This is a genomic window from Microtetraspora fusca, from assembly GCF_001570365.1.
GTDB lineage: Bacteria > Actinomycetota > Actinomycetes > Streptosporangiales > Streptosporangiaceae > Microtetraspora > Microtetraspora fusca.
The window spans coordinates 98,212-124,200 of sequence record NZ_BBYK01000046.1; the positions used below are offsets into that span (position 1 = coordinate 98,212).

Here is a 25,989-nt window from a genome sequence, read left to right on the forward strand (position 1 = left end):
CTCGTTCCGCCGCCGCCGTATGTCCGAGTCGAGTCGGCCCAGGCCAGGGCTTTCCCGCCGTCTTTGTCCTGACCCGATCAACGATTTGGCCAGTAGAAAGATTCCCAGAACAAATACGACTGGAGAATGGTTTTCGACGTCCTACTCAAGGAGGAGGCGCCCCCTCGGAAACAGTCCTGCTTACCCCCTGAGGAGGGCGTCAAACGACGCGGGCGCCGTCCTTCCACACCTGGTCCACCAGCGGCACTCCGGGGCGGTAGGCCAGGTGGACGTACGAGGGGGCCGAAAGGATGACCAGGTCGGCCCTGGCGCCCACCCGGAGCACGCCCACGTCGGTCCTGCGCAGCGCCCGCGCCCCTCCGGCGGTCGCGGCGTACACCGCCTCCTTGGGGCTCATCCGCATCTCGCGTACGGCCAGCGCCACGCAGAACGGCATCGACGAGGTGAAGGACGACCCGGGGTTGCAGTCGGTGGCGAGGGCGACGGACACGCCCGCGTCGAGCAGGCGGCGGGCGTCCGGGTACGGCGAGCGGGTGGAGAACTCCGCCCCGGGGAGGAGGGTGGCCACCACCCCACTGTCCGCCAGTGCGGCCACGTCGGCGTCGGTCAGGTGGGTGCAGTGGTCGGCCGAGGCCGCGCCGAGCTCGCAGGCGATGCGCACGCCCGGCCCCTCGCCGAGTTGGCCGGCGTGGATCCGGGCGCCCAGCCCGGCCCCGATGCCGGCGGCGAGGATCTCACGGCTCTGGTCCCCGTCGAACGCGCCCCGCTCGCAGAACACGTCCACCCACCGCGCGTACGGCGCGCACGCCTGCAGCATCGGGCCGGTCACCATGGAGACGTAGTCGTCGGCGCTGACGCCCGGCGGCACCACGTGGGCGCCGAGATAGGTGGTCTCGGCGGTGAACCGCCCGGCGATCTCCAGCGAGCGGCGCTCGTCCTCGACGGTCAGGCCGTAGCCGCTCTTGATCTCGACGGTGGTCGTGCCCTGCGCGAGCATCTCGGCGACGAGCGCGCCGGCGTTCGCGGCGAGCGCGGCGTCGGCCGCCTCGCGGGTCGCGGCCACGGTCGTGCGTATCCCTCCTGCGGAGTACGGCAGGCCCTCCATCCTGGCCGCGAACTCGGCGGTCCGGTCCCCGGCGAAGACCAGGTGCGCGTGGCTGTCCACGAACCCCGGGATGACGGCACGCCCCTCCACCCCGATCCGCCGGTCGGCGGCGGGCACGTTCTGCCCGGACGACGGGCCGATCCACGCGACGACCCCGTCCTCGACGATCAGCGCGGCGTCGGCGATCTCCTCGCGCTCCGGGTCGGCGGTGTAGAGCAGCCCGATGTCCTCGAAGAGCGTCGCCCCGCCGGCCGGTGCGTCCGATGTCATCCCGCTCACCCTCGTTTCCTGGTCGTCGGCCTCGGCCGAGCCCGCTTCCCGTTCCGGCGCGCGGCGGCCGGGCCTGCCCGCCGCGCTATCCCCTCACCTCGGCGACGGCGTCCCGCAGGAGCGCGCCGACGTCGCCCAGCACGTGCCGCCCTTCCTCGACCACGCGGCGGCCTCCGGAGACGACCGAATGCACGTCGCCCGCCGTGGCCGCGAAGACGACCGTCTCGGCCGCCGCACCCTTGGTCGTGCCCGCCGTACGGACCGAGTCGAGGCGTACGGAGACCAGATCGGCCCACGCGCCGGGGACGAGCAGGCCCGCGTCGGGGAAACCGAGCGACGCGTGCCCGGCCGCGGTGGCGGCGTCGAGCAGCTCGGCGGCGCGGAAGTGGCCGCGCTTGCGGGTGGCGAGCCGCTCGTCCAACTCGACCGCGCGCGCCTCCTCGAACAGGTCGATGACCGCGTGGCTGTCGGAGCCCAGCGTGATCGGCGAGCCGCCGTCCAGCAGGGCGCGCGCCGGGCCGATGCCGTCGGCGAGGTCCCGTTCGGTGGTCGGGCACATGCAGACGTGCGTGGTCGAGCCGCCGAGCAGCGCGACGTCGACCTCCGACAGATGGGTCGCGTGGACGGCGGTCGAGCGCGGGCCCAGCGCGCCGTGCTCGTGCAGCAGCTGGACCGGCGTCGCCGAGTACGCCTGGACGCAGTCGTGGTTCTCCGCGCGCTGCTCGGAAACGTGCGCGTGCAGCGGGGTCGCGTGCCGGTTGGCGAACTCCGCGACCACGCACATCTGCTCCGGCGGCACCGCGCGGACCGAGTGGATGGCCGCGCCGACCACCACGTCGTGCGCCTCGCGCAGGGAGCGGCCGAGCGTCTCCACCCTGTCGGCCCAGCGGTGCGCGTCGCCGTCCCCGAAACGGAGCTGGGTCCCGGCGAGCGGGTACCCGATCGCGCCGGTGAGATAACAGGTGTCGAGCAGGGCGATGCGGAGCCCCGCCTGCCGCGCGGCCTCGATGAGCGCGTGGCCCATCGCGTTCGGGTCGTCGTACCGCACGCCGCCGGGCCCGTGGTGCAGGTAGTGGAACTCGCCGACGCAGGTGACGCCCGCGAGGGACATCTCGGCGAACGTCGCCCGGGCCAGCGCGAGATAGCGGTCGGGGTCGAGCCCGGCCGCCACGGCGTACATCTGCTCCCGCCAGGTCCAGAAGGTGCCGCGCTCGGCCTGGGTGTGCCCGCGCAGCGCCCGGTGGAAGGCGTGCGAGTGGGCGTTCGCGAGGCCGGGCAGGGTCAGCCCGGCGAGCCGTATCGCCCCCGGCGGAGGCGGGACCTCGGGCTGGACGGCGGCGATCCGCGTGCCCTCCACGCGGACGGACACGCACTCCACCACCTCGCCCGGCGGCAGCCACGCCATCTCGCACCAGTAGGTGACGCCCCGGTCGGGCCCGGTGGGCGGGTTCAGCCCCGGCACAGATCCTCCAGGACGGCGGCGAGCGCGACGACGCCCGCGTGGCAGTCGGCGGGCTCGGCGAACTCGCGCGGCGAGTGCGACACACCGGTGGGATTGCGGACGAACAGCATCGCGGTGGGCACTCCGGCCACCGCGAGGACCCCGGCGTCGTGTCCGGCCCCCGTCGGCACGGCGGCCACACCGGATGTCGCGTACGAACCGGAGCCGGGGGTGAAGTCCGTGGACGCGAGAGCGGCGGACGCGACGGCGGCGACGCGATCGCGCAGGGACGCGTCGAACACGACCTCGGGCGTCCACGACTCGCACGCCACGTCCGCGGCCCCCGGACCGCTCGCCGCCAGCTCGGCGACCAGCCGGCGGACCCGCTCCTCGTCCGCGCCCCTGGCGTCCAGCCACGCCGACACGCGGGACGGGACGGCGTTGGCGCTGCCCGGCTCGACGCGTACCTTGCCGAAGGTCGCCAGGGCGTCGTGCCGCTCGGCGGCGGCGCGGGCGTCGAGCACGGCACGGGCGTAGGCGAGCATGGGGTCGTCCCGGTCGGCCAGCGCGGTCGTGCCCGCGTGGTTCGCCTCGCCCTGGAAGTCGAACCGCCACCGGCCGTGCGGCCAGATCCCCTCGGCGACGCCGACCGGTTCGTGGAGGGCACGGCCCTGCTCGATGTGGAGCTCCACGAAGACCCCCACCCTGGCCAGGGTCTCGGGGTCGGCGCCGAGATCCCCGGGGCGCCGGCCCGCCCGATCCAGCACGTCGGCCAGCGTGTCGCCCTCGTCGTCGGTCAGCCGCCGCGCCCGGTCGGGGTCGAGCACGCCGGTGAGCAGCCGCGAGCCCACGCACGGCACGCCGAACCGCGCGCCCTCCTCGTCGGTGAAGCAGACGACGCCGAGCGGCCGTACCGGCTCGAAGCCCCGGGCGCGCAGCAGGTCGACGGCCAAGAACGCGGAGGCCACGCCCAGCGGGCCGTCGAAGGCGCCGCCGTCCCGGACCGAGTCGAGGTGGCTCCCCGTCACCACCCCGGAGTCTGCCGCGGACGCGCCCGCCGACGCGGGCCGCCACCAGGCCCAGAGATTGCCGTTGCGGTCCTCGTCCAGGTCCAGCCCGCGCCGCGCCGCCTCCTGGCGGAACCACTCGCGCAGTTCCAGGTCGGCGGGAGACCAGGCGTCCCTGCGATATCCGCCAGTACGGGCGATCCGCCCGATGTCCGAGAGAGCCTCAAGCACGGCGCCATCCTAGTGAATGAACCCATTCAGCCGGAACCGGTCATCACCTGGTGAACTGTCCGGAGATGTTCACCCGAGTCGAGGGAGCGAAGCGGGCTTCCGAGGACCGCAGGTTCCCTCCGGCGAAGTGACCGACCCGGCCAAGGTCCGTGGACACCCACTGGTCAGACGGGCAGGGAGGCGGAGGGACGGATCGTGATCTCGGTGATGTGGGCGTCCGGGGTGGCGGTCGCCGCCGCGAGCACGGCCTTGGCGACCGACTCCGGGACGATGTACCGGGCCGGGTCGTAGTCGCCGCCCTCCTGCTCCCGTACGCCTCTCTGCATGTCCGTCGCGATGCGGCCGGGATAGATGGTGGCGACGCGCACGCCGTTCGGGTGCTCCTCGAGACGCAGCGCGTCCGCGAAGGCCCGCAGCGCGAACTTGCTCGCCGCGTACGCGCCCCAGCCCGCGTTGACCCGTTGCCCGGAGGTCGAGTTGATCAGGACGACCTGCCCGCGGGCCGCGCGCAGCACGGGCAGCAGCAGCCGGGTCAGCTCGGCCACCGCGAAGAGGTTGACCTCGAAGGTCCGCCGCCACTCCTCGAGCGGGGTCTCCCCGACATCGCCGATCCGGGCGACACCGGCGTTGTGGACGAGCAGGTCGAGCCGGTCGATGCCCGCGACGTCGGAGGCGGCGACGGCGGTCAGCTCGACCGGCCAGGGCCGCGCGCCGGGAAGCTCGGCGCACAGGGCGTCCAGCGCGGCGCGGTCGCGGCCACCAAGCAGCAGATCGTGCGTCGGAGCGAGGGCCCGCGCGACGGCCGCGCCCACCCCGCGAGACGCTCCGGTCACCAAAGCAACAGGTCGTTCCATCATTGGCCAACCATATTGATCCCGCCAGGCCACCCCGTGAACATCCACCCGGTCAGGGCGCCGCGCTTGAGCGTCTCCCGGGATCGGCCGCACTCCACCGGCGTGGAGTCGGCACGCATCGTCACTCCATGAGCGTGCCGTCGACGGCCCTGCTTTACGCAGGTCCAACTCAGCATGTTCCTCTTGTAGGGTCGCTGCCGTATCCGTCGAGCACGTCGAAGGTCCGGAGCGGAGCGGCATAAATTGCAGGGAAAACGACGAGCCTCGGTCGGTGTAGGAAAATCCGTCGCCTTCGCGTCCCTGACATTCTTCGCCATGGCAGCGGGGATCCTGCAGATCGGCGACGGCGCGGCCGAGTACCGGCGGTTTCAGAGCGCGCTCCCTTGCCGCAGCGAGCCGGCCGAATGGGATGACTCGAGCTACTGCCATGAATTCCGGGCGAGGGTGACGGAGAAGGTCCACCCGCACAACGCCCGTGGTCCTCAGCCGAATCCCAGGCTGGAAGTTGAGGCGCTCGACCGTGACCGGCCGCACAAGGTGACCTTTCAGCTCGAGAGGGGGTCTTCGGCGGTTGCCGTCGGCGACGAGATCCTGGTGCGTGAATGGGAAGAAAAGGTCGTCCAAATAATGGCGGCGGGACGATGGTGGGACACACCCGGAATCCCTGTGGACGATCCCACCAAGGAGGTGCGTATAGCCGGAATGTTCGGCGCGGTGATGCTTCTCACCATCGCTTTCGGAGTGCTGCCGCGAATCGCCGTCAGAACGTCCGCCGGTGAGCGCCGAAGGAAGACCTTCATTACGGTGATGATTCCCCTCGCGGTTACCGGCCTGGCCGGCATCTTTCTCGGCTCGGCCGGGTGGACGCGATACATCCTGGTCTCCGGCGGGATTCTCATCGTCACCGCCGCGGTATCGGTCGGAGCCGTCCTTCTCGGCACTCGCTTCCCGCAGAGCTTCACCAAGATCGCCGGGCGGATCAGGTAAGCCTGCCCCGACCCGGCGAGAAGCGGCGGAGAAGAGAGCCGCACTGCGGCTGTGCCGGTGTTGTCACTCGCCCACCGGCCGAAGCCGGGGAAGGTGTCGTGACCGCCGGACACCCCATGACCCCCGTACGGCGGGAGGTCAGGGGTGGAAGACGCCGGTCTGGTCGGTCATCCGTTCGTACTCGTCGAGCCGGGCCTGGGTGCGCAGCGGGGCCGCGTCCGCCATCGCCTCCACCAGGACCATCGCCAGGGCCATCGGCGCCGTGTGCGAGTCGAACACGAGCCGCTCCCCGACCGGCGCGTCCATCACGACGTCGGCGGGGAACGGCACGTCCGGCCGGTCGGTGATCACGGCGGTGCGCAGCCCCAGTTCCTTCGCCTGTTCCAGCGCCCGTACCGCCTCCACCGGATATCGGGGCAGGATGACGGCGAGCAGCCACCCGGCGCCGGCCCTGCGGGCCGCGTACAGGCCGTCGGTCAGCTCCGATCCGCCATGGACGAGCAGCCGCACGTCGGGATGGATGCGCCTGGCGTAGTACGCGAACGTGGTGGCGAGGCCGCTCGACACGCGCAGGCCGAGGACCGGCAGCGGCTCGGACGCGGCCAGCGCCGTACCGACCTCGCGGAGGGAACCGGCGAGACCGGCGGCCGGGCCGGCGGCGGCCAGCCGGTCCCGGACGAGGGTCAGGTTGCGGATCTCACCGTCCACCGCCTCGCACAGCAGCCGGTCGGGCTCGGGGCGGCCGGGCTGGCCGCCGTCCGCCCCGTTCCCGCCGACGACCAGAGGACGCAACGCGTGGCGCAGGTCGAGATATCCCGAGAAGCCGAGGGCCATCGCGAAGCGCGTCACGGACGGCTGGCTGACCCCGGCACGCTCGGCCAGCTCGACGCTGGACAGGAAGATCGCCTCGTCGAGGTGCCCTCGGAGGTAGTGGGCGATCCGGCGTTGAACGGGCGACAGCCGCCGACCCTCCAACAGCCGGTCAAGTCCACCACTCACGCTGTTCCCAACGCGGCGTCCCCCTCCTGCTCATTCCCATGATCGGGAACGGAGGCGTCGCGCATGGGAACCGGGATGCCGTGCTCGCGGGCGACCGTGGCGGCCGTGTCGTACCCGGCGTCCACGTGGCGGATCACGCCCATGCCGGGATCGTTGGTCAGCACGCGGCGCAGCTTCTCTCCCGCGAGGGCCGTGCCGTCGGCCACGGTGACCTGGCCCGCGTGGATCGACCGGCCGATGCCGACGCCGCCGCCGTGGTGGATCGACACCCAGGACGCGCCGGACGCGACGTTCACCATCGCGTTGAGCAGCGGCCAGTCGGCGATCGCGTCGGAGCCGTCCGCCATCCCCTCGGTCTCCCTGTACGGCGAGGCCACGCTGCCGCAGTCGAGGTGGTCGCGGCCGATGACGATGGGCGCGCTGATCTGCCCGGACGCCACCATGTCGTTGAACCGCTCGCCCGCCCGGTCGCGCTCGCCGTACCCGAGCCAGCAGATGCGCGCGGGCAGGCCCTGGAAGTGGACCTTCTCCCTCGCCATCCGGATCCACCGGGCGAGCTGCTCGTTCTCGGGGAACAGCTCCAGGATGGCGCGGTCGGTCTCGGCGATGTCGCGAGGGTCTCCGGAGAGCGCGGCCCAGCGGAACGGGCCCTTGCCCTCGCAGAACAGCGGCCGGATGTACGCGGGCACGAACCCCGGGAAGTCGAACGCCCTGGCGTAGCCGGCGAGCTTCGCCTCGCCTCTGATCGAGTTGCCGTAGTCGAACACCTCGGCCCCGGCGTCCTGGAACCCGACCATCGCCTCGACGTGCCGGGCCATGGACTCCCGCGCCCGGCGGGTGAAGCCGGCCGGGTCCTTGTCCCGCTCGGCCGCCATGTCCTCGAACGCGACGCCGCGCGGCAGGTACGTGAGCGGGTCGTGCGCGCTCGTCTGGTCCGTCACGACGTCGATCTCCGCGCCGCGCCGCAGCAACTCCGGTACGGCGTCCGCCGCGTTGGCCTCGACACCGATCGACAGCGGCTCCCGCCGGTCGCGCGCCTCGTACGCGAGACGCAGCGCCTCGTCCAGCGAGGACGCGCGGACGTCGAGGTAGCGGTGCTCGATCCGGCGGGTGATGCTGCGCGGGTCGCAGTCGATGCAGATGGCGACGCCGCCGTTCATGGTGACGGCGAGCGGCTGGGCGCCGCCCATCCCGCCGAGTCCGGCGGTGAGGGTGATCGTGCCGGCCAGCGAGCCGCCGAACCTCTTGGCCGCGACGGCCGCGAACGTCTCGTAGGTGCCCTGGAGGATGCCCTGGGTGCCGATGTAGATCCAGGATCCGGCCGTCATCTGGCCGTACATCGTCAGCCCGGCGGCCTCCAGCCTGCGGAACTCCTCCCAGTTCGCCCAGTCGGGCACGAGGTTGGAGTTGGCGATGAGCACCCGGGGCGCCCACTCGTGGGTCCGCATCACGCCCACCGGCCGTCCCGACTGGACGAGCAGCGTCTCGTCGGCCTCCAGGTCCGTCAGCTCGCGGACGATCGCGTGGTAGGACGGCCAGTCTCGCGCCGCCCGGCCCGAGCCGCCGTAGACGACGAGCTGCTCGGGGTGCTCGGCCACCTCGGGGTCCAGGTTGTTGCGCAACATGCGGAGGGCGGCCTCCTGCGGCCAGCCCTTGGCGGTGAGCGTGGTGCCGCGCGGCGCGCGAACGACGGGCATCGGGCGACCTCCTGAATGAAGGTATTCACGTTTGTCACCCGAAGGATACGGCGCGAGGCGGCGGCGGGGCACCCCTCGTCGAGACGGGGGACGCCCCGCCCACAGCCGGGCTCCGGGACGCACCGCACGCGTTCACCCCCGGAGCCGGCCATGGCGAAGGAGAGGTTCCGCACCTCCCGACCTTCCCGGTCCATCGCCTCACCACCGGGTCCACGCGGTAAAGGGTCCGTACGACTTCCACATAACCGCAGGTCACCGGACTTCCAGTCAACCCGGAACACCATTTCTGACTGTCACGCTTCCTAGTCAGGAAGCCGTGGTGAGCGCCTTGGCGGCGTGCACGGCCCGGGCCACGCCCGCCGTGACGAACGCGAGCGCGACCAGTGGATGTACGGGATCCCGGACGGCGCGTCAGGAGGCGACGAGGAACTGGGTGGCGGCGAGTTCCCGGTAGAGGTCGTCGGCCTCGACCAGTTCTTCATGGGTGCCGGAGGCGCGAACCCTGCCCGCCTCCATGACGATGATGCGGTCGGCGCCGGTGACCGTGGACAGGCGGTGCGCGATCACCAGGACCGTGGTCTCGCGCGCCACCTCGGCCACCACCTCGCGCAGGCGCAGCTCGTTGACGGCGTCGAGCTGGGAGGTCGCCTCGTCCAGGAGCAGCAGGCGCGGCTTGCGCAGCAGGGCCCGCGCGATCGCGACCCGCTGCCGCTCGCCGCCGGAGAGCAGTACACCGCGGTGGCCCACGGGGGTGTCGAGGCCCTGGGGCAGCCGCTCCACCAGGTCGTCCAGGCGAGTCCGGGCGAGCGCGTGCGCGATCTCCTCATCGGTCGCGCCGGGGGCGGCGAAGGTGAGGTTCTCGCGTAACGTCCCGGCGAGGATGGGCGCGTCCTGCTCCACATAGCCGAACGCCGCGCGCAGCTCGTCGAGCGGCCAGTCCCGGATGTCGCGGCCGTCCACGGCGATGACCCCGGAGTCGGGCTCGTAGAACCGCTCGACCAGGCCGAACACCGTGGACTTGCCCGCTCCCGACGGGCCGACGAGCGCGGTCATGCCGCCCACCGGGACCTCGAAGGTCACGCCGTCGTGAACCACCGGCCGGTCGTCGCCGTATCGGAAGCGGACGTCGGTGAAGGTGACGCCGACGGGCGCGCCGCCGCCCGCGACACCGGAGACCGGCGGCTCGGCGGGGAGCTGGGCGATCTCCTCGATGCGGGTCACCGCGGCCAGGCCGTTCTGCATCTGGGTGAGGCTCTGCACGAGCTGCCCGATCGGCGAGACCAGATAGAACAGGTACAGCAGGAACGCGATCAGCGCCGAGATCTCCATCGAGCCGCTCGCCACCCGGGCCCCGCCCACGCCGAGCACGGCGAGGAACGCGAACTGCACCGCCATCCACGCGCTGATGCCCGCGGCGGAGGTCCACGCGGCGGCCGCCACGCCTCGGTCGCGCGCCTGGGTCGCGGCGGTGGCCACGGCCGCGATCTCGCGGGCCTCCGCGCCGCTCGCCTTGACCGTACGGAACGCCTGGAGCGCCCGGTCGAGCGTGGAGCTCATCTCCCCGAGCGCCTCCTGCGCCTGGAGGGACGCCCGCCTGATCTTCGGGGCGATGGAGGCGCCGGCGAGGCCGACCAGGGCCACCACGCCCAGCGTCACCAGCAGGAGCACCCAGTCCATGATCGCCATCATCACCACGGCGCCGACGAACATGAACACGGAGCTGACCACTCCGGCCAGGGAGTCGGTGCAGACGTTGCGCAGCAGCGTCGTGTCGGAGCTGACCCGCGAGAGCAGGTCGCCGGGCTTGAGCCGGTCCACGTCGGCCACGCGAAGCCGCAGCATCCGGTCCACGAGGTTCCGCCTGGACGCGAGCACGACGCCCTCGCCCATCCGTTCGAGCAGGAACCGTCCCCCGGCGGACACCACCGCACCGGCCAGCACCGCCACCGACAGCCCGAGGATCGGGCCCACCAGGTCGGCCCCCTGCCCGAAGGCGTCGATCACGGTCTTCGCCAGCAGGGGCATCGCGAGCCCGGCGAGGCTGCCGACGAGGCTGAGCGCGCCGCCGAGCAGCAGGGCTCGCTTGTGCGGACGTATCTGGTCGATCAGTAATCGCCAGGGTCCGCGCTCGGCGATGCCGGATATCTTCAGCGGCCCCCGAACGGCCTCCCCTCGCCGAACTTCTTGTGGACCGCCTGCTTGCCGATTCCCAGGGCTTGCGCTATCTGACCCCATGAGCTCCCCTGCACACGGGCTCGCCGTATCTGCACGGCGGCCAGCCGATCGACCTGCCGGCGCGACTCGGCGGCGGCCCGGAGCGCGCGCAGCGGGGTCGTCCCCTCCGCTTCGGTCACCAGAGCCACCAGTCTCCGTTCATGGCGTCAACACGGTTGACGCACCAGACATGACAGGAACGAGCCGTTTCGCCCGCCGACACTGTCGTGATCAACGCCCGGGGGCGGCCTGTGGTGCCCGGTCTCGGAAGGTTGACGGCGGATCACCGCCGTACACCGGCCTCCTGAAGCGGCAGAGGCCGGCGGCTCACTGGCCCGTGCGGTACGCCCGGAACGCGGGCACGGACAGGCCCACGATGAGGACGACGACGGCGCAGAGCACGCCGCCTCCCACCCAGGCGGGCACCATGCCGACGGCCGCGGCGGTCGCTCCCGCTCTCATGTCGCCGAGCCGCGGCCCGCCCGCGACCACGACGTAGAAGACGCCCTGGAGGCGGCCGCGCATCTCGTCCGGCGCGTACGTCTGGAGGATGGTCTGCCGCCACACCGCCGACACCAGGTCGGCGAAACCGCCCGCCGCGAGCAGCGCGACGACCAGCCACAGCTGCTGGGCCAGTCCGGCGGCGGCCACCGTGAGCCCCCACAGCGCGATGACGAAGGTCAGGGCCACGCCCTGCCGGCGGACCCGCCCCACCCAGCCGGAGAACACGCCCCCGACGACCGCGCCGAGCGCCACGCTCGCCGACAGCCAGCCGAACGCCATCTCCGAGCCACCGAAGCGCGTCGCGGCGAGCTCGGGATAGAGCGCCCGGGGCAGCGCGAACGCCATGGCGATGATGTCCACGACGAACGACATCAGCACGACCGGGTTGCCCATGATGTACCGCAGGCCGTCCACCACCGCGCGCACGCCCGGCGCGGTGGACTCGCCCAGTGGTTCGAGCCGCGGCAGCCGTACCGCCGCGTAGAGGGTGGCGCTGAACAGGATCGCGTCGATGAGGTAGGCCATGCCGGCTCCGCCACGGGCGAGCACGACACCGCCGAGCAGCGGTCCGAGTACGGAGGCGAAGCTGCCGAGGGTGAAGTTCAGCGTGTTGGCCGACGGCACCAACTCTGTGGGCACCAGCCTCGGGATGATCGCGACGCGGGTGGGCGAGGCCACCGCCACGCCCATGGACTGCACGGCGACGGCCACCATCAGCAGCCAGACGTTCGACAGGAACAGCGCGTTGAAGAGCAGCACCAGCGTGGCCGCCCAGCTGATCAGAGAGCAGATGAGCACCAGCTTGCGGCGGTCCACGGCGTCGGCGATCGCGCCGCCCCACAGCCCGAACACGACCAGCGGCACCAGCGCCACCGGGCCGAGCAACCCGACCCACAGCGACGACCCGGTGAGCGCGTAGACCTGGGCGCTGACCGCGACCGCGGTGAGCTGGAACCCGATGAACGCGAAGCCCTGGCCGAAAAGCAGGCGGCGGTAGTGCGGGATAGCCAGCGGTCTCGTGTCCAGAAAATGCCGACGTATACCCACCGCTTGCTCGCTCACGGCCATCCACCATCCCATGCCGTGAAATTTCCGGCGCTTGGGGGTGGCATTAACAAGAGTGGGCGGGCCGGGGAGGTGCCTCTCCATCCCAGTCGGCGGATGGCGCTCCTCAGACCACGTCGGGGGCGGCGTTCCTAGTCCACGTCGGGGATGTCGAGGATGTCCTGGTCGAAGGTCTCCTCGTCGATGTCGCCGTCCTCGACCCGGCGCAGCCGGATGTCCTCGGCCCAGGCGTAGGCGAACCGCCGTACCGCGTCGACGCCGTCGTCGTCGAGCCCGCAGGCCGCGAACGCCTCGTCGGCGAGGAGATCGACGCTCTCCAACCGCCTGAGCAGGTCGTCCAGCCGCCAGTCGTCGGTGTGCAGGGCGCCGAGCCGCTCCATCTCGCGGAAGGGGTGCAGCTCCGAGACGGAGACGAGGTCGGCGAAGTCCTCGGGCAGCCCCCTGTCGTGCAGCGCCCGCACCTGGAGCCCCACCGCGTCGTCCAGGCCCACCACGGGACACCGGTCGAGCGTCGTGGGCCGGCCGCGCAACGTCTCGCTCAGCAACCGGACCTCGCACGTCTGGCCGCCGATCTCGTCGGTCACCGCCAGCCGCCCCATGCGGCGGCCGAGCTCGACCGCCTCGGCGGCGAGGCCGTGCCGTTCCAGCTCGGCGGCGACCCCGGCGGTCACCTCGGCGAGCGGCGTCTCCCCCGTGGCCACGAAGTCGAGGCTCGCGCGCGGACCGGGGGCGATCCGCGGTGGCGTCTCCACGCGCAGGTCGCCGCCGAAGTCCGGCGCGACTCCCTCGTCCAGCTCCGTACGCTCGCTCATGCCGGGGCCCGCGTTCGGGGCGGGGCGGGCGGCGAGGCCGTGCGCCCGCAACGCGTACGCGCCGGCCAGGAGCAGGCCGAAGCGCGCGCGGGCGGCGTGGATGTCCTCGATCACACGGAGATGGAACGGCGGCAGGTCCACTGTCCGGCACCCTCCTTGTCGGCGGTCATCGTGTTCACACTATGGCGACCGGTCCCGCCGCCGGGTCGCGGCGGGGCCGCCCAGGCGGCGAAACCGCTGGTGTGGCACGGGGAGGCGGCGACGGCGGAAGCGCCACTGCGCCGCGGAGAGCTCACGGCGGCGGGCTCTCCGCTGCGGCGCGGGGAGGTCGTGGCGGCCGGAGACGAACTCCTGGACGGCGATCTTGATCCGGATGGCGGGCCGCCGCCAGCGCTCCTCCCGGTGGACGGCCCGCGCCATCCGCCGGGGCTTGGGCCGCCTGGCGCCTTCGCCGTAGAACCAGCGGGCCCAAGGCGACGAGGGGCGGGCCAGCCGTACCGCGCCGACGTAGACGATCGGCGGGAGGAAGAGCCCGAGGAGACCGCTCCAGATCTTGCCCTTGAGCAATGTGGTCACGGCGAAGAGAAGGTTCACGACGAGGAAGCCCGCCGCCAACCATCTGCCCTCGGGGGTGCCGTCGGACGCGTCCCAGCCGAGCGGGCGCAGGCCGAGCAGCAGCAGGCCGGTCGCGGCGACCGCCACGAAGACCGCGTCCACCGAGGTGCGGCCCTCCTGCGACCAGTAGACGTCTCTCAGGTGCAGGATCAGGGCGAACTCGTCCAGAACGAGGGCCGAGCCGACCCCGAACACCGCCGCCGTGAACGCGTACCAGCCGGTGGAGATGCTGGAGAGGACGAGACTGGCGACGCCACCGAGCAGCATGAGCACCACGCCGAAGACGACATGGTGGATGTGCATCTCGCCGACGCTGACGTTTCCGAACCACCAGCGCACCCGCGACCTGATCAACCGCACGTTGATCCGCGTGAACACGAAGGCCACGATCAGCGCGACGAAGAAGCAGAACAGCGGCAGCCGGTGGGTCTCCACCACGCTCTCGTGAAACCAGTCAGCCATTGACGTACGCCCCCCGGCGATGTTCCTGCCCCTCACGCAATCTTCGCCCCGTTGGAGGGCACCCCTGCTCCACAGGCCGCCCGCCGATCCGCGCACGCGCCCCCGGCGATGCGCCCCGGCGTCGTACGGCCTGGCTCCGGACCCTACGGCCTGGGAGGGTGGTTTGCGCACTTCCGCCGGGGAGGGCCGGCCGTCTCGGAACGCGACGGCCTTCCTTTCCGGCCGGGACCGGCTCAGGCGAGGAAGCCGCGCAGCAGCGCCGCCGTCCCCTCCAGGTGCTCGGCCACCGCCCGCCGGGCCGCGTCCGGGTCGCGGGCCAGGATCGCCTCCACGATCGCGGCGTGCTGGACGGAGGCGTGCTCGATGTTGGGCCCCAGCACCGGGATGGCGTTGAGCAGGTCGGTCACCCGCAGCCGGGCGTCCGCGCAGGCGGCGGCGAGCAGCGACGAGCCGGTCAGCTCGGCGATCGACAGGTGGAAGGCCGTGTCCAGCCGCCGGTAGTCCTCCGGGGCGGCCTCGTTCACGTCCTCCAGCCGCCGGACGAGCGTCGCGCGCTGCGCGGGCGTCAGTTCGGCGCTCGCCAGGACCTCGGCCGCGCCGCACTCGACCGCCATCCGGAAGGTCAGCGCGTCCTCCAGGTCGCCCTGGCCCATCGCGGCGACCGCCCTGCGCAGGTCGCCGCTCTCCGGGCGCGGCGGCTCGTAGACGACGAACGCTCCGCCGTACCGGCCGCGCCGTACGTCGAGGAAGGCGGCGTCCTGCAGCGCGCGGATCGCCTCCCGCAGGGTCACCCTACTGATGCCGAGTTGGGCGGCCAGCTCGCGTTCGGGCGGCAGCTTCTCGCCGTGCGGGACGACCCCGAGCTTGATCGCCTGGAGCAGCCGCTCGACGGTCTCCTCGAAGGCGTTGCCCGACCTGACCGGCCGGAGCAGCGGGAGCATCGAGGGCGCGTCCACGGTGGCTCCTTCCGTTGCGGCCTGCCCCTGTGACCTGCCTGCTTTCGCGGGGCCTCGCCGGTGACGGCCGCGCGTGCCCCCGCCCCCGGCGCGACCCGCCGGGCGGCCGTCCGCGTGCGGATGCCGTACGGACGCGTCCCGGCGGCGGCGACCCGCGGGAAACGCCGGCGACCGCTGGAGGGGAGGCCCCGTCCCATCCTTCACAGGGCGTTTCGGCCCGAGATTAGCTCACAGCGATGGTTGACGCGGGGCCGGGCCGGATGCTTGCATCCATCCATTGGTCTGTTTCCAGACTTTTGACGCCCCGAGGAGGCGGTGTGCTGACCGTCGAGCAGCTTCGCGCGGACATCGAGGCGGGCCGGGTTGACACCGTCCTGCTGGGGATCACCGACATGCAAGGCCGGCTGCAGGGCAAGCGGCTGTCCGCCCGCTACTTCCTCGACGAGGTGCTCGAACACGCCGCCGAGGGATGCAACTACCTGCTCGCCGTGGACGTCGACATGAACACCGTGGACGGCTACGCCATGTCCTCCTGGGAGCGGGGGTACGGCGACTTCGTGATGCGGCCCGACCCGGCGACCCTGCGCCGGGTGCCGTGGCAGGAGGGCACCGCCCTGCTCCTGGCCGACCTGGTCTGGGAGGACGGCTCGAACGTCGCACCCTCCCCCCGCCAGATCCTGCGCAGGCAGATCGAGCGGCTCGCGGCGTACGGCTGGACCGCCTTCGTCGGCACGGAGCTGGAGTTCTGCGTCTACGACGACACGTACGAGGAGGCGTGGCGGCGCGGCTACCGCGACCTGACCCCCGCCAACGCCTACAACGTGGACTACTCGCTGCTCGGCACCGCGAGGATCGAGCCGCTCCTGCGCAAGATCCGGCTCGGCATGGAGGGCGCCGGCCTGTACGTCGAGTCGGCGAAGGGCGAGTGCAACCTCGGGCAGCACGAGATCGCCTTCCGGTTCGCCGACGCGCTGACGACATGCGACAACCACGTCTTCTACAAGAACGGCGCCAAGGAGATCGCCTCCCAGGAGGGTAAGTCGATCACCTTCATGGCCAAGCCGAACCAGCGCGAGGGGAACTCCTGCCACGTCCACATCTCGCTGCGCGACGCCGACGGCACGCCGGTGATGGCGGGGCGGCAGCCGTACGGGCTGTCGAAGGTGGGCGAGCACTTCATCGCGGGCCAGCTCGCCGCGCTGCGGGAGCTCACCCTCTTCTACGCGCCGAACATCAACTCCTACAAGCGGTTCGTCCCGGGCAGCTTCGCGCCGACCGCGGTGAAGTGGGGCGTGGACAACCGCACCTGCTCGCTGCGCCTGGTCGGGCACGGCCCCTCGCTGCGGATCGAGAACCGGGTGCCCGGCGGGGACGTCAATCCCTACCTCGCGGTGGCCGCGCTGATCGCCGCCGGGCTGCGCGGCATCGAGCACGAGCTTCCCCTTGAGGAGCCGTGCGGGGGCAACGCGTACACGTCGGGCGCCGCGATGGTGCCGGGCACGCTGCGCGACGCGCTCGCCCTGTGGGAGGGCTCGGCGCTCGCCGAGGAGGCGTTCGGAAAAGACGTCGTGGACCACTACGCCAACAACGCCAGGGTCGAGATCGCCGCGTTCGACGCGGCGGTGACGGACTGGGAGCTCTTCCGGGGGTTCGAGCGACTGTGAAGATCGTCAATCCGGCGACCGAGGACGTGATCGCCGACATCGAGATGGCCGACGCGGCCGAGGTCGACCGCACGGTGGAGCGTGCCAGGGCCGCGTTCGCGTCCTGGCGGGCGACGGCGCCGGGCGACCGGGCCCGGCTGCTGCGGCGGTTCGCCCGCGTGGTGGACGACCACGCCGAGGAACTGGCCCGGCTGGAGATCGCCAACGCCGGGCACACGGTCGGCAACGCCCGCTGGGAGGCGGGCAACGTCCGCGACGTGCTCGACTTCTACGCCGGTGCGCCCGAACGCCACCACGGCGCGCAGATCCCGGTGCCGGGCGGCGTGGACGTCACCTTCCACGAGCCGCTCGGCGTCGTGGGCGTGATCGTGCCGTGGAACTTCCCCATGGTGATCATGATGTGGGGTGTCGCACCGGCGCTCGCCGCCGGGAACGCGGTCATCGTGAAACCCGCCGAGTGGACCCCGCTCACCGCGCTCCGGCTGGCCGAGCTGGCCCTGGAGGCCGGCCTGCCCGAGGGGGTGCTCCAGATCCTCCCCGGTGCCGGGGAGGTCGCGGGCGCCCGGCTGGTCGAGCATCCGAACGTACCCAAGATCGTGTTCACCGGCTCGACCGAGGTCGGCCGGCTCATCGGGGCCACGGCCGCCGCGCGGGTGAAGCGGGTCACGCTGGAGCTCGGCGGCAAGAGCGCGAACATCGTCTTCGCCGACGCCGACCTGGACCGGGCCGTCACGTCCGCGCCGATGGCCGTCTTCGACAACTCCGGGCAGGACTGCTGCGCCCGCTCGCGGCTGCTCGTGCAGCGCGAGATCTACGACGACTTCCTGGAGCGGCTCGCGGCGGCGGTGCGCGAGGTCCGGGTCGGCGACCCGCTCGACCCCGAGACCCAGATGGGGCCGCTGGTCAGCGCCGAACACCTCGCCCGGGTCGCGTCGTTCGCCGGGCCCGGACTCACGCCGTACGCGCAGGGCGCCTGCCCGCAGGGCCGCGGCTACTGGTACGCGCCGACCGTCCTCGCCGCCCCGCCCGGGTTCGACCCGCTCGACTCCTCCGACGCTTCGGCGTTCCGCCGGGCGTACGAGGAGGAGATCTTCGGGCCGGTCGTGACGGTGGTCCCGTTCGACGGCGAGGGGCGCGCGGTGCGCCTGGCCAATGCCACGCCGTACGGGCTGAGCGGGTCGATCTGGACCCGCGACGTCGGCCGGGCGCTGCGCGTGGCCCGCGCGGTCGAGGCCGGCAACCTGTCGGTCAACTCGCATTCGAGCGTGCGCTACTGGACGCCGTTCGGCGGGTTCAAGCAGTCGGGCCTGGGCCGGGAGCTCGGCCCGGACGCCCTCGCCGCCTTCACCGAGACCAAGAACGTCTTCATCGCAACGGAGTAGGGACCTATGCAGCGTTTGCAGGATCGCGTGGCCGTCATCACGGGGGCGGGCAGCGGCATCGGGCTCGCCACCGCGCGCCGGTTCGCCCAGGAGGGCGCGAAGGTCGTCGTGGTGGACCTCGACGAGGTGGCGGGGACCAAGGCCGCCGACGAGGTGGGCGGGCTGTACGTCCAGGCGGACGTCTCCGTCGAGGACGACGTCGTCCGGATGTTCCAGACGGCGCACGACACCTTCGGAAGCGTGGACATCGCCTTCAACAACGCCGGCATCTCGCCGCCGGACGACGACTCGATCCTCACCACCGGCATCGACGCCTGGCGCAGGGTGCAGGAGGTCAACCTGACCTCGGTGTACTACTGCTGCAAGCACGTGATCCCGTACATGCGCCGCCAGGGCAAGGGGTCGATCGTCAACACGGCGTCGTTCGTGGCGGTGATGGGGTCGGCCACCTCGCAGATCTCCTACACGGCCTCCAAGGGCGGCGTGCTGGCGATGACCCGGGAGCTGGGCGTGCAGTTCGCCCGCGAGGGCATCCGGGTGAACGCCGTGTGCCCCGGGCCGGTCGACACCCCGCTGCTGCAGGAGCTGTTCGCCAAGGATCCCGAGCGGGCGCAGCGCCGTCTCGTCCACATCCCGATCGGCCGCTTCGCGCGGGCGGAGGAGATCGCGGCGGCGGTCGCGTTCCTCGCCTCCGACGACGCCTCGTTCATCACCGCGGCGGAGTTCCTGGTCGACGGCGGCATCTCCAGCGCGTACGTCACGCCGCTGTAGGCGGGGGTACACATCGTTCGTGTCACGTGGACGCGCCTGGTCACCGCGACCGGGCGCTCCTCGTGGCGCGCCATCGGGGAGCACGAGGAAAGGCGGCGGCATGGCCCGTCCGGTCATCGGGATCACGTGTTACGTCGAGCCGGCGAAGTTCACCGTCTGGGAGATGAGGGCGGCGCTGCTGCCGTACATGTACGTCGAACGGGTGGCCCGCGCGGGTGGGCAACCGGTCGTCCTGCCCCCGGCGGGCGACCCGGCCGGGCTCGCCGGGCGGATCGACGGGCTGGTCCTCGCCGGAGGCGGTGACGTGGACCCGGCCAGGTACGACGCCGACCCTCACCCCACGACCGGCTATATCCGGAAATTTCGTGATGCGGCGGAGTTCGGGATGGTGCGGGCCGCTCTCGACACCGGCCTGCCGTTCCTCGGCGTCTGCAGGGGGATGCAGGTGCTGAACGTGGCGACGGGCGGCACCCTCCACCAGCACCTGCCCGATGTCGTCGGTCACCTCGGGCACTCCCCCGCGCCCGGCGCCTTCGGCCGGCTCCCGGTACGGCTCTCGCCCACACTGGCCAAGATCTACGAGGCCGAGGAGGCGACTCCCGCGCACTATCACCACCAGGCCGTCGACCGGCTGGGCGACGGCCTCACGGTCACCGCCGAGGCGGACGACGGCACGATCGAGGCGGTCGAAGTCGCGGACCACCCCTTCGGCCACGCGGTGCAGTGGCACCCGGAGGCCGACGAGCACGCGCCCCTCTTCGACGCCCTGGTACGCGCCGCCACCCGCCGAGGACGTTAAGCCCGCGCGACAGATCGCGGACCACGGCCGCCCGTTGACGGCCGATCCCGAAGTCCCTAACCTGACCAAACGCTTGTTCGTGCGGCTCGGGCAGGAAGGCTCACGGGTGAGGGACTTCGAAGGCAGGCCGGGCGTGGCCCTGGTCACCGGCGGTTCCGGCGGCATCGGGGCGGCCGTGTGCCGCCACCTCGCGCGGCGCGGCTCCATGGTCGCGTTCACGTACCGGTCGAACGCGGCCGCCGCGGACGCACTGGTCGCGGAACTCTCCGCGGCCCCGGCGACCGCCGTACCCGCCGGACGGCCGGCGAGCCGGGGGCAACCGGTGAACCCTGGGCGCGCGAACCAGGCGCAAGCGTTGAACCCTGGACGCGCGGACCGGGCGCGCCCCTCGAATCCGGCCGTCGTGACCGCCGCGCGCCTGGAAGTCACGGACGCCGACGCGGTCGCCGCCTACGTCGAGTCGCTCGTCGCGCGGTTCGGCGCGATCCACACCCTCGTGCACGCCGCGGGCCCGCACGTGCCGATGGTCCATCTCTCCAAGGTCAGCCCGGCGGCGCTCGCCGAGCAGATGAACGCCGACGTCACCGGCTTCTTCACCGTCGCGCAGAGCGTGCTGCCCGCCCTGCGCGCCTCCCGGGGGGCGATCGTCGCCGTCACCACCGCCGCGACCCGCCGGTACCCCGTACGCGACGGCCTGTCGGCCGGGCCGAAGGGCGCGGTGGAGGCGCTGGCACGCGGTCCGGCCGCGGAGGAGGGACGCTTCGGCGTCCGGGTGAACTGCGTCGGCCCCGGCATGCTCACCGACGGCATGTCCGCCCGCCTGCAGGCCTCCGGCGACCTGGACCAGCGCGCCCTCGACGCGGCGATGGGCAACATCCCGCTGCGGACCTTCGGCTCCGCCGACGACGTCGCCGAGGCGGTCTGCTTCCTCGCCTCCGTCCGGGCCCGGTTCATCACCGGACAGAAGCTGGACGTCGACGGCGGCTACGGCGTATGACCGCTTCGCCACAAGAGGAGGCAGGAGTGCCCATGCCGACGGTTCATTTCGGATTCACCCCCGGCGACGTCGTCCTCGTCACCGGCGCGGGCAGCGGGATCGGCCGCGCCACCGCCCTGCGTGCCGCCGAGCTCGGCCTGCGCGTGGCCGCCTGGGACCTCGCCGCGGACGCGGTGGCCGACACGGCGGCGCGCATCGCCGCGGCGGGCGGCACGGCCGTCGCCGTACGGGCGGACGTGTCCGAGCCGGACGACGTCGAGGCGGGGTTCGCCGCGACCCGGAGCCGCCTGGGCGCCATCCGCTACCTGGTCAACAACGCCGGCCCCGCCTCGTCCGGCGAGTACGAGTTCGACGAGGCCGTGCGGATCTCCCTGGGCAGCGTCCGCCGGATGACCGACACCTGGCTCGCGGGCCACGCAGCCGACGGAGCGGCCCTGGTCAACGTGGCCTCCGTCGCCGGGAACATCGTCGGCACCGCGTCCGACTGGTACTGCGCGGCGAAGGCGGCGATCGCCGGATACACGCGGCACCTCGCGGCGTACCGGAGCAACGAGGTGCGCGGCAACGCGGTCGCCCCCGGCATGGTCGACACGCCGCGGCTGGCGGGCTTCGCCGCGAGCGACGTCGGCCGGCGCACGCTGCAGCGCATCCCGCTGGGCCGGATGGCGCAGCCCGACGACATCGCGTACGCCATCCTTTTCCTGCTCTCGCCCCTCGCCTCCTACGTCAACGGCACCGTCCTCCCCATCGACGGCGGCTGGACCGTCACCCAGTGACCCGGCTCCCCGGCGGAACCTGAACGGTCACTCCTGGGCCAGCAGCCGGGCGAGCGGCAGCCGCTGGGCGAACAGCGCGGGGGCCACGGCGGCGAGCGCGGCCAGCACGCTCCCGACAGCCCCCGCCGCCCCGGCCCCCGCGATCACGGCGACGGGCAGCTCACCGGCCAGGGCGAGCGACGCGGCGAGTCCCAGGACGGCTCCGGTGAGCGCGCCGACGAGGCCGATGGCCACCCCTTCCGTCACGATCAGCCGGGCCATCGCGCCACCCGACCACCCGGTGGCCCGCAGCGCCGCCAGCTCGGCGTCCCGCTCGCGGATGCCGAGGTAGAGCACGTCGGCCAGCGCCAGCGCGGCCAGCGCGAACATGACCGCGATCGCGACATAGTCGGCCGTGCGCGCCTGCAGGACGACCGCGTCCCCCAGCAGGGAGCCGACGACCCGGCCACGGAAGCCGTACGTCACGCCGAGCAGCAGCGTCAGCGCGAAGACCGCCACCGTCAGCGTCGACGCGCCGAGCACGGCCCGGCCGGGCGCCCGCCTCAGCCCCGCGAGCGCGAGTCCGGTCACGCCTCGCGGCGACCTCGCCCGCGCCGGCAGCCGTACGGCCGGACGGACGGCCTCCACCGGCGGCACCCGCGACGCCTGCCAGGCCGGCGCCAGCCCCGCGAGCAGCGCGAGGAGCAGCGCGGCGGGCACGGCCAGCCACGCTCGCACACCCGGATCGGGCAGACCGGCCCACGACGACAGCGGAGCGGCCAGCGCGGCGGACAGGCAGCCCGCGAGCAGGCCGATCACGCCGACCTCTGTGAGCACCGCGCCGAACATCCGCGGGCGCGACCAACCGAGGCAGCCGAGCACGCCCAGCTCGACCCGGCATGCCCGTACGGCGGCCGACGCGGCGTTCACCACGAACATGCCGCACACGGCCAGGATGAGCGTGAAGAGGATCAGCGACTTGCGGTCGGCCGCGGTCAGGATCCGGTAGGCCACCCCCTTGTTCACCCACCCCTCCTCAAGAGTGAGCGCGGGCCGTCCGTACGACCCGGCGGGCAGGTCCACCGTCATCGGCGACGGCGAGGAGCCGATGGTGATGTCCACGTCCAGGCCGGTCGCCGCCACGATGTCCCTGGCCACCTGGCTGATCCGCTCGCGGCTGACCGCGTCCGGGCCGGTCACCCCCGCGACGCGGACCCGGACCACGCTGAGCGGGGCCGTGCCCCCGGTGACCGAGTTGATCCGTCCCAGCCCTTCGAGGTTGGTCAGCAGCAGGGGCGGCATCTGGAGGTATCCGCCGACGTTGTCGTTCGGCAGCAGGTCCCGCCCGCCGAGCAGCTTCCCCGTACGGCTGTCGCCGGGCCGGGCGGCGGGCGGCTGGTACGTCTCCATCGGCAGTCCCGCCAGCTCACTGAACCCGGGCAGCTTCTCCGGGTCGAACCGCCCGATCACCCGGGTGGCGAGCATGCCGATGTCCGGAACGAAGACCGGATGCAACGGCCGGAACTGGGCATCCGCTGCCCCTGCGGGCGCGCTCGCGTAGCGCTCCCCTCCGCCGATGTAAGTCGCCACCTCTCCGAACATCTTCTCGTTGGCCGGGTTCTTCCAGATCTCCGGGGCATTGTGCGCGGCGATCGCGGCCAGCCGGCTCTCGCTCTGCTCGCGGTACTCGGTCGGCCCCGCCGTCCAGTAGCGGGTCAGCGGCGTCCACCAGTTCTCCGGGATGATCTCCCATGCGTCGAGCATGCGAGTGTAGGAGTACTCCGCGTCCAGCGTCGCCCGCTTGACCACCTCGCCGTCCTGACCGCCCAGGTACGCCTTCAGCGCCGCCGCCGGCGTGCCCTTCACTACCTTCTCCGCGGCCGCCGCGGGCAGTCGGCGGATCACCACCTCGTCGCGCTGGTCCACGTACGGCCGGGCGGCGGCCAGCAGGAGGATCTCCTTGACCTCGTTGCCGGGCGTAGTGCGGTACTTGTGGTAGTCCTCCCGGGCCCGAAGATAGCGCCCGGCGACCATCGCCTGGTCCAGGCCGGCCAGCCGCGCCTCCGCGTCCGGGTCCACGGCGGCCAGCATGAACGGGAACTCCTGGTCCACCTGCACGAGAGCATGCCCGCGCGGCACGTCCCGGAGTCGCTCGGGCGTCATCTCGAAGCCGTCCGCCGTCTCGGTGGACCAGAACCCCACCGCTGTCTCCCGCTCGGACGGGAACACCCTCACGGGCATTTTCTTGGCCTCGCCGGACGTCAGCAGCGACGGGCCGAGCCCGACCTCCTGTCCCGATGCCAGCTTCTCCTTGGCGAACTGGCGGGCGTCGCCGCTGCGCCCGGGTCCCACGTCCACCCGCACCGGGCGGCGGGTGACGTACTGGTAAAGAGGGCCGCCGTAGGGGATGCGGGTGAGACCGCGGTCGGCGACCCGGGTCTGGTCCACCCGCAGCATGGTGCGGTCGCCCTTGTGGAGCACATCGGTGACGTCGACACTGGCCGAGCCGCCCCGGGTGACGTAGCCGACCATGCCGATCGGCGCGGCGACATCCACGCCGTTGATCCGCTTGATCTTCTCGTACTGGTCGAGGGTGATGCCGCCGAAGATGCCCGACAGGTAGTTCTGCCGCACCAGCGAGCGGGTCCGCTCCAGCTCAGTGATCGATCCCTTGGGGCGGACCAGGATGTCGTACTGCGCGCGGAAGTTCTTCCCGACGGTCCCGACGATCTCCAGACGCTGGGTCTCGGCCGTTCCGGTGAGCACGGTGAACCCGGTGGCCGCGACGAGGATGCCGGCCAGCAGCACGAGGGAACGGCCCAGCTCCCGGCGGAGCCGGGCCCATGCCAGGCGGATCATCCGAGCCGTCCGATCCGGTCGAGCACGTCCTGCGACGGCGTGAGCCGCTCGTCGGAGACGACCTTCCCGTCCTTCATCCGTACGACGCGGTCGCAGACGGCCGCCAGCTCCGGGTTGTGCGTGGCCATCAGCATGGTCATGCCGTGCGTCTCCCGCAGCGTGAGCAGCAGATCGACGATCTCGTGTCCGGTGGCGCTGTCGAGGTTGCCCGTGGGCTCGTCGGCGAGCAGCAGCGGCGGCCGGGCGATGAGCGCGCGGGCGATGGCGACCCGTTGTTGCTGGCCCCCGGACAGCCGGCTCGGCAAGGCCGAGGCACGGTCGGCCAGCCCCACGGCCTCCAGCAGTTCCATGGCCCTGGCCCTGCGGTCGAAATCCACCCGTCGGGGAAGCACGGGAGCCAGCACGTTGTCCAGCGCGCTGAGCGCGGGCAGCAGGTGGAAGCGCTGGAAGACGAACCCGATGCGGCGGCGGTATCGGTCGAGTCCCCGTCGCGACAGATCATGGACGCGTTCGCCGTCGACCACGATCTCACCTCCGTCGGGCCGGTCCATCGCGCCCACCAGATAGAGCAACGTCGATTTCCCCGCACCGGACGGCCCCATGAGCGCGACCGCGCTTCCCGGCTCGACGTCCAGGCTCACCTCATCGAGCGCCACGGCCGACGCGTACTTCCGGGTGACGCTTCGCAGGCTGACTTCGACTCCCATGGACGATACATTGTCACAATGTAGGGCAGCATGGGAGATCCTACATTGTCGCAATTGAGGAAGGTGGCTCCGGTTGCCGCTCAGCCACGCCGTCCTGACCCTCCTCGCCGACGGCCCCAGTCACGGCTACGAACTGAAGACCAGGTTCGAGGCGGCCGTCGGACCTCAATGGGGCGGACTCAACATCGGGCACCTGTACCAGATCCTCGACCGCCTGGTCCGGGACGGGCACGTCGTCCGCGACCACATCGCGCAGAGCGACCGCCCCGACAAGACGATCTACCAGCTCACGCCCGGAGGCGCGGAGGAACTGCGGACCTGGGCCACCACCCCATGGGTCCGCACCTCCGGCTTCCGCGACGAACTGTTCCTCAAGCTCCTCGGGGCGAGCCGGCTCGGCCCCGAGGCGCTGGCCGCGTTCGTCTCCGCCCAGCGGCAGGCCCACCTGGCCGACCTCGGCGCGCTCACCAGGCAGCGCCGCGCGCACGCCGCCGACCCGCTCGTCACGCTGCTCATCGACGCCGCCGCCGCGCACATCAAGGCCGACCTGCAGGTGATCGACTCCGCCGAGGAACGCCTGGCCGGCCTCGCCTCGGGAGACGTCCAGGTCCGCACCGCCGCCACCACCGACGACCAGGCCACCGCCTGAGGAGCCTGTGGCTGTCAGGTTTGCCCGGAGGGCACTGGCTCGACGCGACCGTGGGCACGGGGCGCCCGTACGACCCGGAGAAGCGGCATTCCCCCGTCGCCCGAAGGCAACGGGGGAATGCCGAGGTTCTGATGGGGATGTCCGGATCAACCTGGCGGAGCGGCGGCGTTCCGGCCGTACGGCCCCG

At 72.3% G+C, this 25,989-nt stretch carries 22 protein-coding genes; 8 read left to right on the forward strand and 14 right to left on the reverse strand.

Translation table 11 applies throughout. The features are described from left to right. Positions 1 to 199: 199 nt before the first annotated feature. The 4 genes from hutI to AWQ68_RS15845 form a co-directional block, all read right to left on the reverse strand. Entirely contained in the window at positions 200 to 1,375 is a 1,176-nt protein-coding gene (hutI, locus tag AWQ68_RS15830; RefSeq protein ID WP_066941059.1) for an imidazolonepropionase, read from the reverse strand. An 85-nt stretch (positions 1,376 to 1,460) separates the two neighbouring features. Beyond that, complete coding sequence (locus tag AWQ68_RS15835; protein ID WP_281217649.1) at positions 1,461 to 2,837, reverse strand: formimidoylglutamate deiminase; 1,377 nt, start codon at positions 2,835 to 2,837, stop codon at positions 1,461 to 1,463. Continuing rightward, the gene (locus tag AWQ68_RS15840) at positions 2,825 to 4,054 is read right to left on the reverse strand and encodes an allantoate amidohydrolase (RefSeq protein ID WP_066941061.1); all 1,230 of its coding nucleotides are present in this window, start codon (positions 4,052 to 4,054) and stop codon (positions 2,825 to 2,827) included. Before AWQ68_RS15840 ends, AWQ68_RS15835 begins: the two co-directional genes overlap by 13 nt. A gap of 164 nt (positions 4,055 to 4,218) precedes the next feature. Beyond that, a complete protein-coding gene (locus tag AWQ68_RS15845) occupies positions 4,219 to 4,911 on the reverse strand; it encodes an SDR family oxidoreductase (protein WP_066941063.1) in 693 nt (230 codons plus the stop codon). Positions 4,912 to 5,223: 312 nt separating this feature from the next. On the opposite strand from AWQ68_RS15845, the gene AWQ68_RS15850 reads away from it, so the two are divergent. Next, a complete protein-coding gene (locus AWQ68_RS15850) occupies positions 5,224 to 5,895 on the forward strand; it encodes a hypothetical protein (RefSeq protein ID WP_066941065.1) in 672 nt (223 codons plus the stop codon). 138 nt (positions 5,896 to 6,033) lie between these two features. Here the strand turns inward: AWQ68_RS15850 and AWQ68_RS15855 are convergent, their stop codons facing one another. The 8 genes from AWQ68_RS15855 to AWQ68_RS15890 form a co-directional block, all read right to left on the reverse strand. After that, positions 6,034 to 6,894 (reverse strand): MurR/RpiR family transcriptional regulator, encoded by an 861-nt coding sequence (locus AWQ68_RS15855; protein WP_066941066.1) that lies wholly within the window; start codon positions 6,892 to 6,894, stop codon positions 6,034 to 6,036. Further along, positions 6,891 to 8,591: a urocanate hydratase gene (gene hutU, locus AWQ68_RS15860; RefSeq protein ID WP_066941068.1), complete on the reverse strand. Its 1,701-nt coding sequence runs from the start codon at positions 8,589 to 8,591 to the stop codon at positions 6,891 to 6,893. The genes AWQ68_RS15855 and hutU overlap by 4 nt, the downstream gene beginning before the upstream one ends. 411 nt (positions 8,592 to 9,002) lie before the next feature. Beyond that, a complete protein-coding gene (locus AWQ68_RS15865; RefSeq protein WP_245655936.1) occupies positions 9,003 to 10,616 on the reverse strand; it encodes an ABC transporter ATP-binding protein in 1,614 nt (537 codons plus the stop codon). Positions 10,617 to 10,738: 122 nt separating this feature from the next. After that, positions 10,739 to 10,945, reverse strand: coding sequence for a hypothetical protein (locus AWQ68_RS15870; protein ID WP_245655937.1), 207 nt, complete (start codon positions 10,943 to 10,945; stop codon positions 10,739 to 10,741). Between the two features lie 187 nt (positions 10,946 to 11,132). Continuing rightward, positions 11,133 to 12,371, reverse strand: a complete 1,239-nt coding sequence (locus AWQ68_RS15875; protein WP_373281524.1) for an MFS transporter — start codon at positions 12,369 to 12,371, stop codon at positions 11,133 to 11,135. A gap of 134 nt (positions 12,372 to 12,505) precedes the next feature. Next, entirely contained in the window at positions 12,506 to 13,327 is an 822-nt protein-coding gene (locus AWQ68_RS15880) for a hypothetical protein (protein WP_066941072.1), read from the reverse strand. 39 nt (positions 13,328 to 13,366) lie between these two features. Next, positions 13,367 to 14,263: a hypothetical protein gene (locus tag AWQ68_RS15885; RefSeq protein ID WP_245655938.1), complete on the reverse strand. Its 897-nt coding sequence runs from the start codon at positions 14,261 to 14,263 to the stop codon at positions 13,367 to 13,369. Positions 14,264 to 14,496: 233 nt separating this feature from the next. Next, complete coding sequence (locus tag AWQ68_RS15890; RefSeq protein WP_066941318.1) at positions 14,497 to 15,204, reverse strand: FadR/GntR family transcriptional regulator; 708 nt, start codon at positions 15,202 to 15,204, stop codon at positions 14,497 to 14,499. Between the two features lie 275 nt (positions 15,205 to 15,479). Between AWQ68_RS15890 and AWQ68_RS15895 the strand changes: the two genes are divergently transcribed. The 6 genes from AWQ68_RS15895 to AWQ68_RS15920 all read left to right on the forward strand — a co-directional run bounded on the left by AWQ68_RS15895 (position 15,480) and on the right by AWQ68_RS15920 (position 21,608). After that, on the forward strand, positions 15,480 to 16,883 hold the full coding sequence (locus tag AWQ68_RS15895) for a glutamine synthetase family protein (RefSeq protein WP_066941073.1): 1,404 nt from the start codon (positions 15,480 to 15,482) through the stop codon (positions 16,881 to 16,883). A gap of 44 nt (positions 16,884 to 16,927) precedes the next feature. Next, entirely contained in the window at positions 16,928 to 18,265 is a 1,338-nt protein-coding gene (locus AWQ68_RS15900) for an aldehyde dehydrogenase family protein (protein ID WP_245655949.1), read from the forward strand. 6 nt (positions 18,266 to 18,271) lie between these two features. Continuing rightward, positions 18,272 to 19,036 carry a 3-oxoacyl-ACP reductase gene (locus AWQ68_RS15905; protein ID WP_066941077.1) on the forward strand — a complete coding sequence of 255 codons (765 nt, stop codon included), beginning with the start codon at positions 18,272 to 18,274 and terminating at the stop codon, positions 19,034 to 19,036. Between the two features lie 100 nt (positions 19,037 to 19,136). Then, positions 19,137 to 19,835, forward strand: coding sequence for a gamma-glutamyl-gamma-aminobutyrate hydrolase family protein (locus AWQ68_RS15910; protein ID WP_066941079.1), 699 nt, complete (start codon positions 19,137 to 19,139; stop codon positions 19,833 to 19,835). Positions 19,836 to 19,941: 106 nt separating this feature from the next. Further along, positions 19,942 to 20,832, forward strand: a complete 891-nt coding sequence (locus tag AWQ68_RS15915; protein ID WP_066941080.1) for an SDR family NAD(P)-dependent oxidoreductase — start codon at positions 19,942 to 19,944, stop codon at positions 20,830 to 20,832. Between the two features lie 32 nt (positions 20,833 to 20,864). Beyond that, positions 20,865 to 21,608: an SDR family NAD(P)-dependent oxidoreductase gene (locus AWQ68_RS15920; RefSeq protein WP_066941082.1), complete on the forward strand. Its 744-nt coding sequence runs from the start codon at positions 20,865 to 20,867 to the stop codon at positions 21,606 to 21,608. 27 nt (positions 21,609 to 21,635) lie between these two features. Here AWQ68_RS15920 and AWQ68_RS15925 read toward each other — a convergent pair whose 3' ends face one another. Both AWQ68_RS15925 and AWQ68_RS15930 read right to left on the reverse strand, forming a co-directional pair. After that, complete coding sequence (locus AWQ68_RS15925) at positions 21,636 to 24,446, reverse strand: FtsX-like permease family protein (RefSeq protein ID WP_066941084.1); 2,811 nt, start codon at positions 24,444 to 24,446, stop codon at positions 21,636 to 21,638. Continuing rightward, a complete protein-coding gene (locus AWQ68_RS15930; protein ID WP_084464048.1) occupies positions 24,443 to 25,153 on the reverse strand; it encodes an ABC transporter ATP-binding protein in 711 nt (236 codons plus the stop codon). Before AWQ68_RS15930 ends, AWQ68_RS15925 begins: the two co-directional genes overlap by 4 nt. A gap of 73 nt (positions 25,154 to 25,226) precedes the next feature. Between AWQ68_RS15930 and AWQ68_RS15935 the strand changes: the two genes are divergently transcribed. After that, positions 25,227 to 25,802 carry a PadR family transcriptional regulator gene (locus tag AWQ68_RS15935; RefSeq protein ID WP_066941086.1) on the forward strand — a complete coding sequence of 192 codons (576 nt, stop codon included), beginning with the start codon at positions 25,227 to 25,229 and terminating at the stop codon, positions 25,800 to 25,802. The last annotated feature ends 187 nt before the right edge of the window (positions 25,803 to 25,989 follow it).

Coding starts and splice junctions, on each gene's coding strand:
- AWQ68_RS15885 (WP_245655938.1), bottom strand. CDS start 14,263: ATGGCTGACTGGTTTCACGAGAGCGTGGTGGAGACCCACCGGCTGCCG.
- AWQ68_RS15890 (WP_066941318.1), bottom strand. CDS start 15,204: ATGCTCCCGCTGCTCCGGCCGGTCAGGTCGGGCAACGCCTTCGAGGAG.
- AWQ68_RS15925 (WP_066941084.1), bottom strand. CDS start 24,446: ATGATCCGCCTGGCATGGGCCCGGCTCCGCCGGGAGCTGGGCCGTTCC.
- hutU (WP_066941068.1), bottom strand. CDS start 8,591: ATGCCCGTCGTTCGCGCGCCGCGCGGCACCACGCTCACCGCCAAGGGC.
- AWQ68_RS15900 (WP_245655949.1), top strand. CDS start 16,928: ATGGCCGACGCGGCCGAGGTCGACCGCACGGTGGAGCGTGCCAGGGCC.
- AWQ68_RS15905 (WP_066941077.1), top strand. CDS start 18,272: ATGCAGCGTTTGCAGGATCGCGTGGCCGTCATCACGGGGGCGGGCAGC.
- AWQ68_RS15930 (WP_084464048.1), bottom strand. CDS start 25,153: ATGGGAGTCGAAGTCAGCCTGCGAAGCGTCACCCGGAAGTACGCGTCG.
- hutI (WP_066941059.1), bottom strand. CDS start 1,375: ATGACATCGGACGCACCGGCCGGCGGGGCGACGCTCTTCGAGGACATC.
- AWQ68_RS15865 (WP_245655936.1), bottom strand. CDS start 10,616: ATGCCCCTGCTGGCGAAGACCGTGATCGACGCCTTCGGGCAGGGGGCC.
- AWQ68_RS15895 (WP_066941073.1), top strand. CDS start 15,480: ATGCTTGCATCCATCCATTGGTCTGTTTCCAGACTTTTGACGCCCCGA.
- AWQ68_RS15850 (WP_066941065.1), top strand. CDS start 5,224: ATGGCAGCGGGGATCCTGCAGATCGGCGACGGCGCGGCCGAGTACCGG.
- AWQ68_RS15910 (WP_066941079.1), top strand. CDS start 19,137: ATGGCCCGTCCGGTCATCGGGATCACGTGTTACGTCGAGCCGGCGAAG.
- AWQ68_RS15920 (WP_066941082.1), top strand. CDS start 20,865: ATGCCGACGGTTCATTTCGGATTCACCCCCGGCGACGTCGTCCTCGTC.
- AWQ68_RS15845 (WP_066941063.1), bottom strand. CDS start 4,911: ATGATGGAACGACCTGTTGCTTTGGTGACCGGAGCGTCTCGCGGGGTG.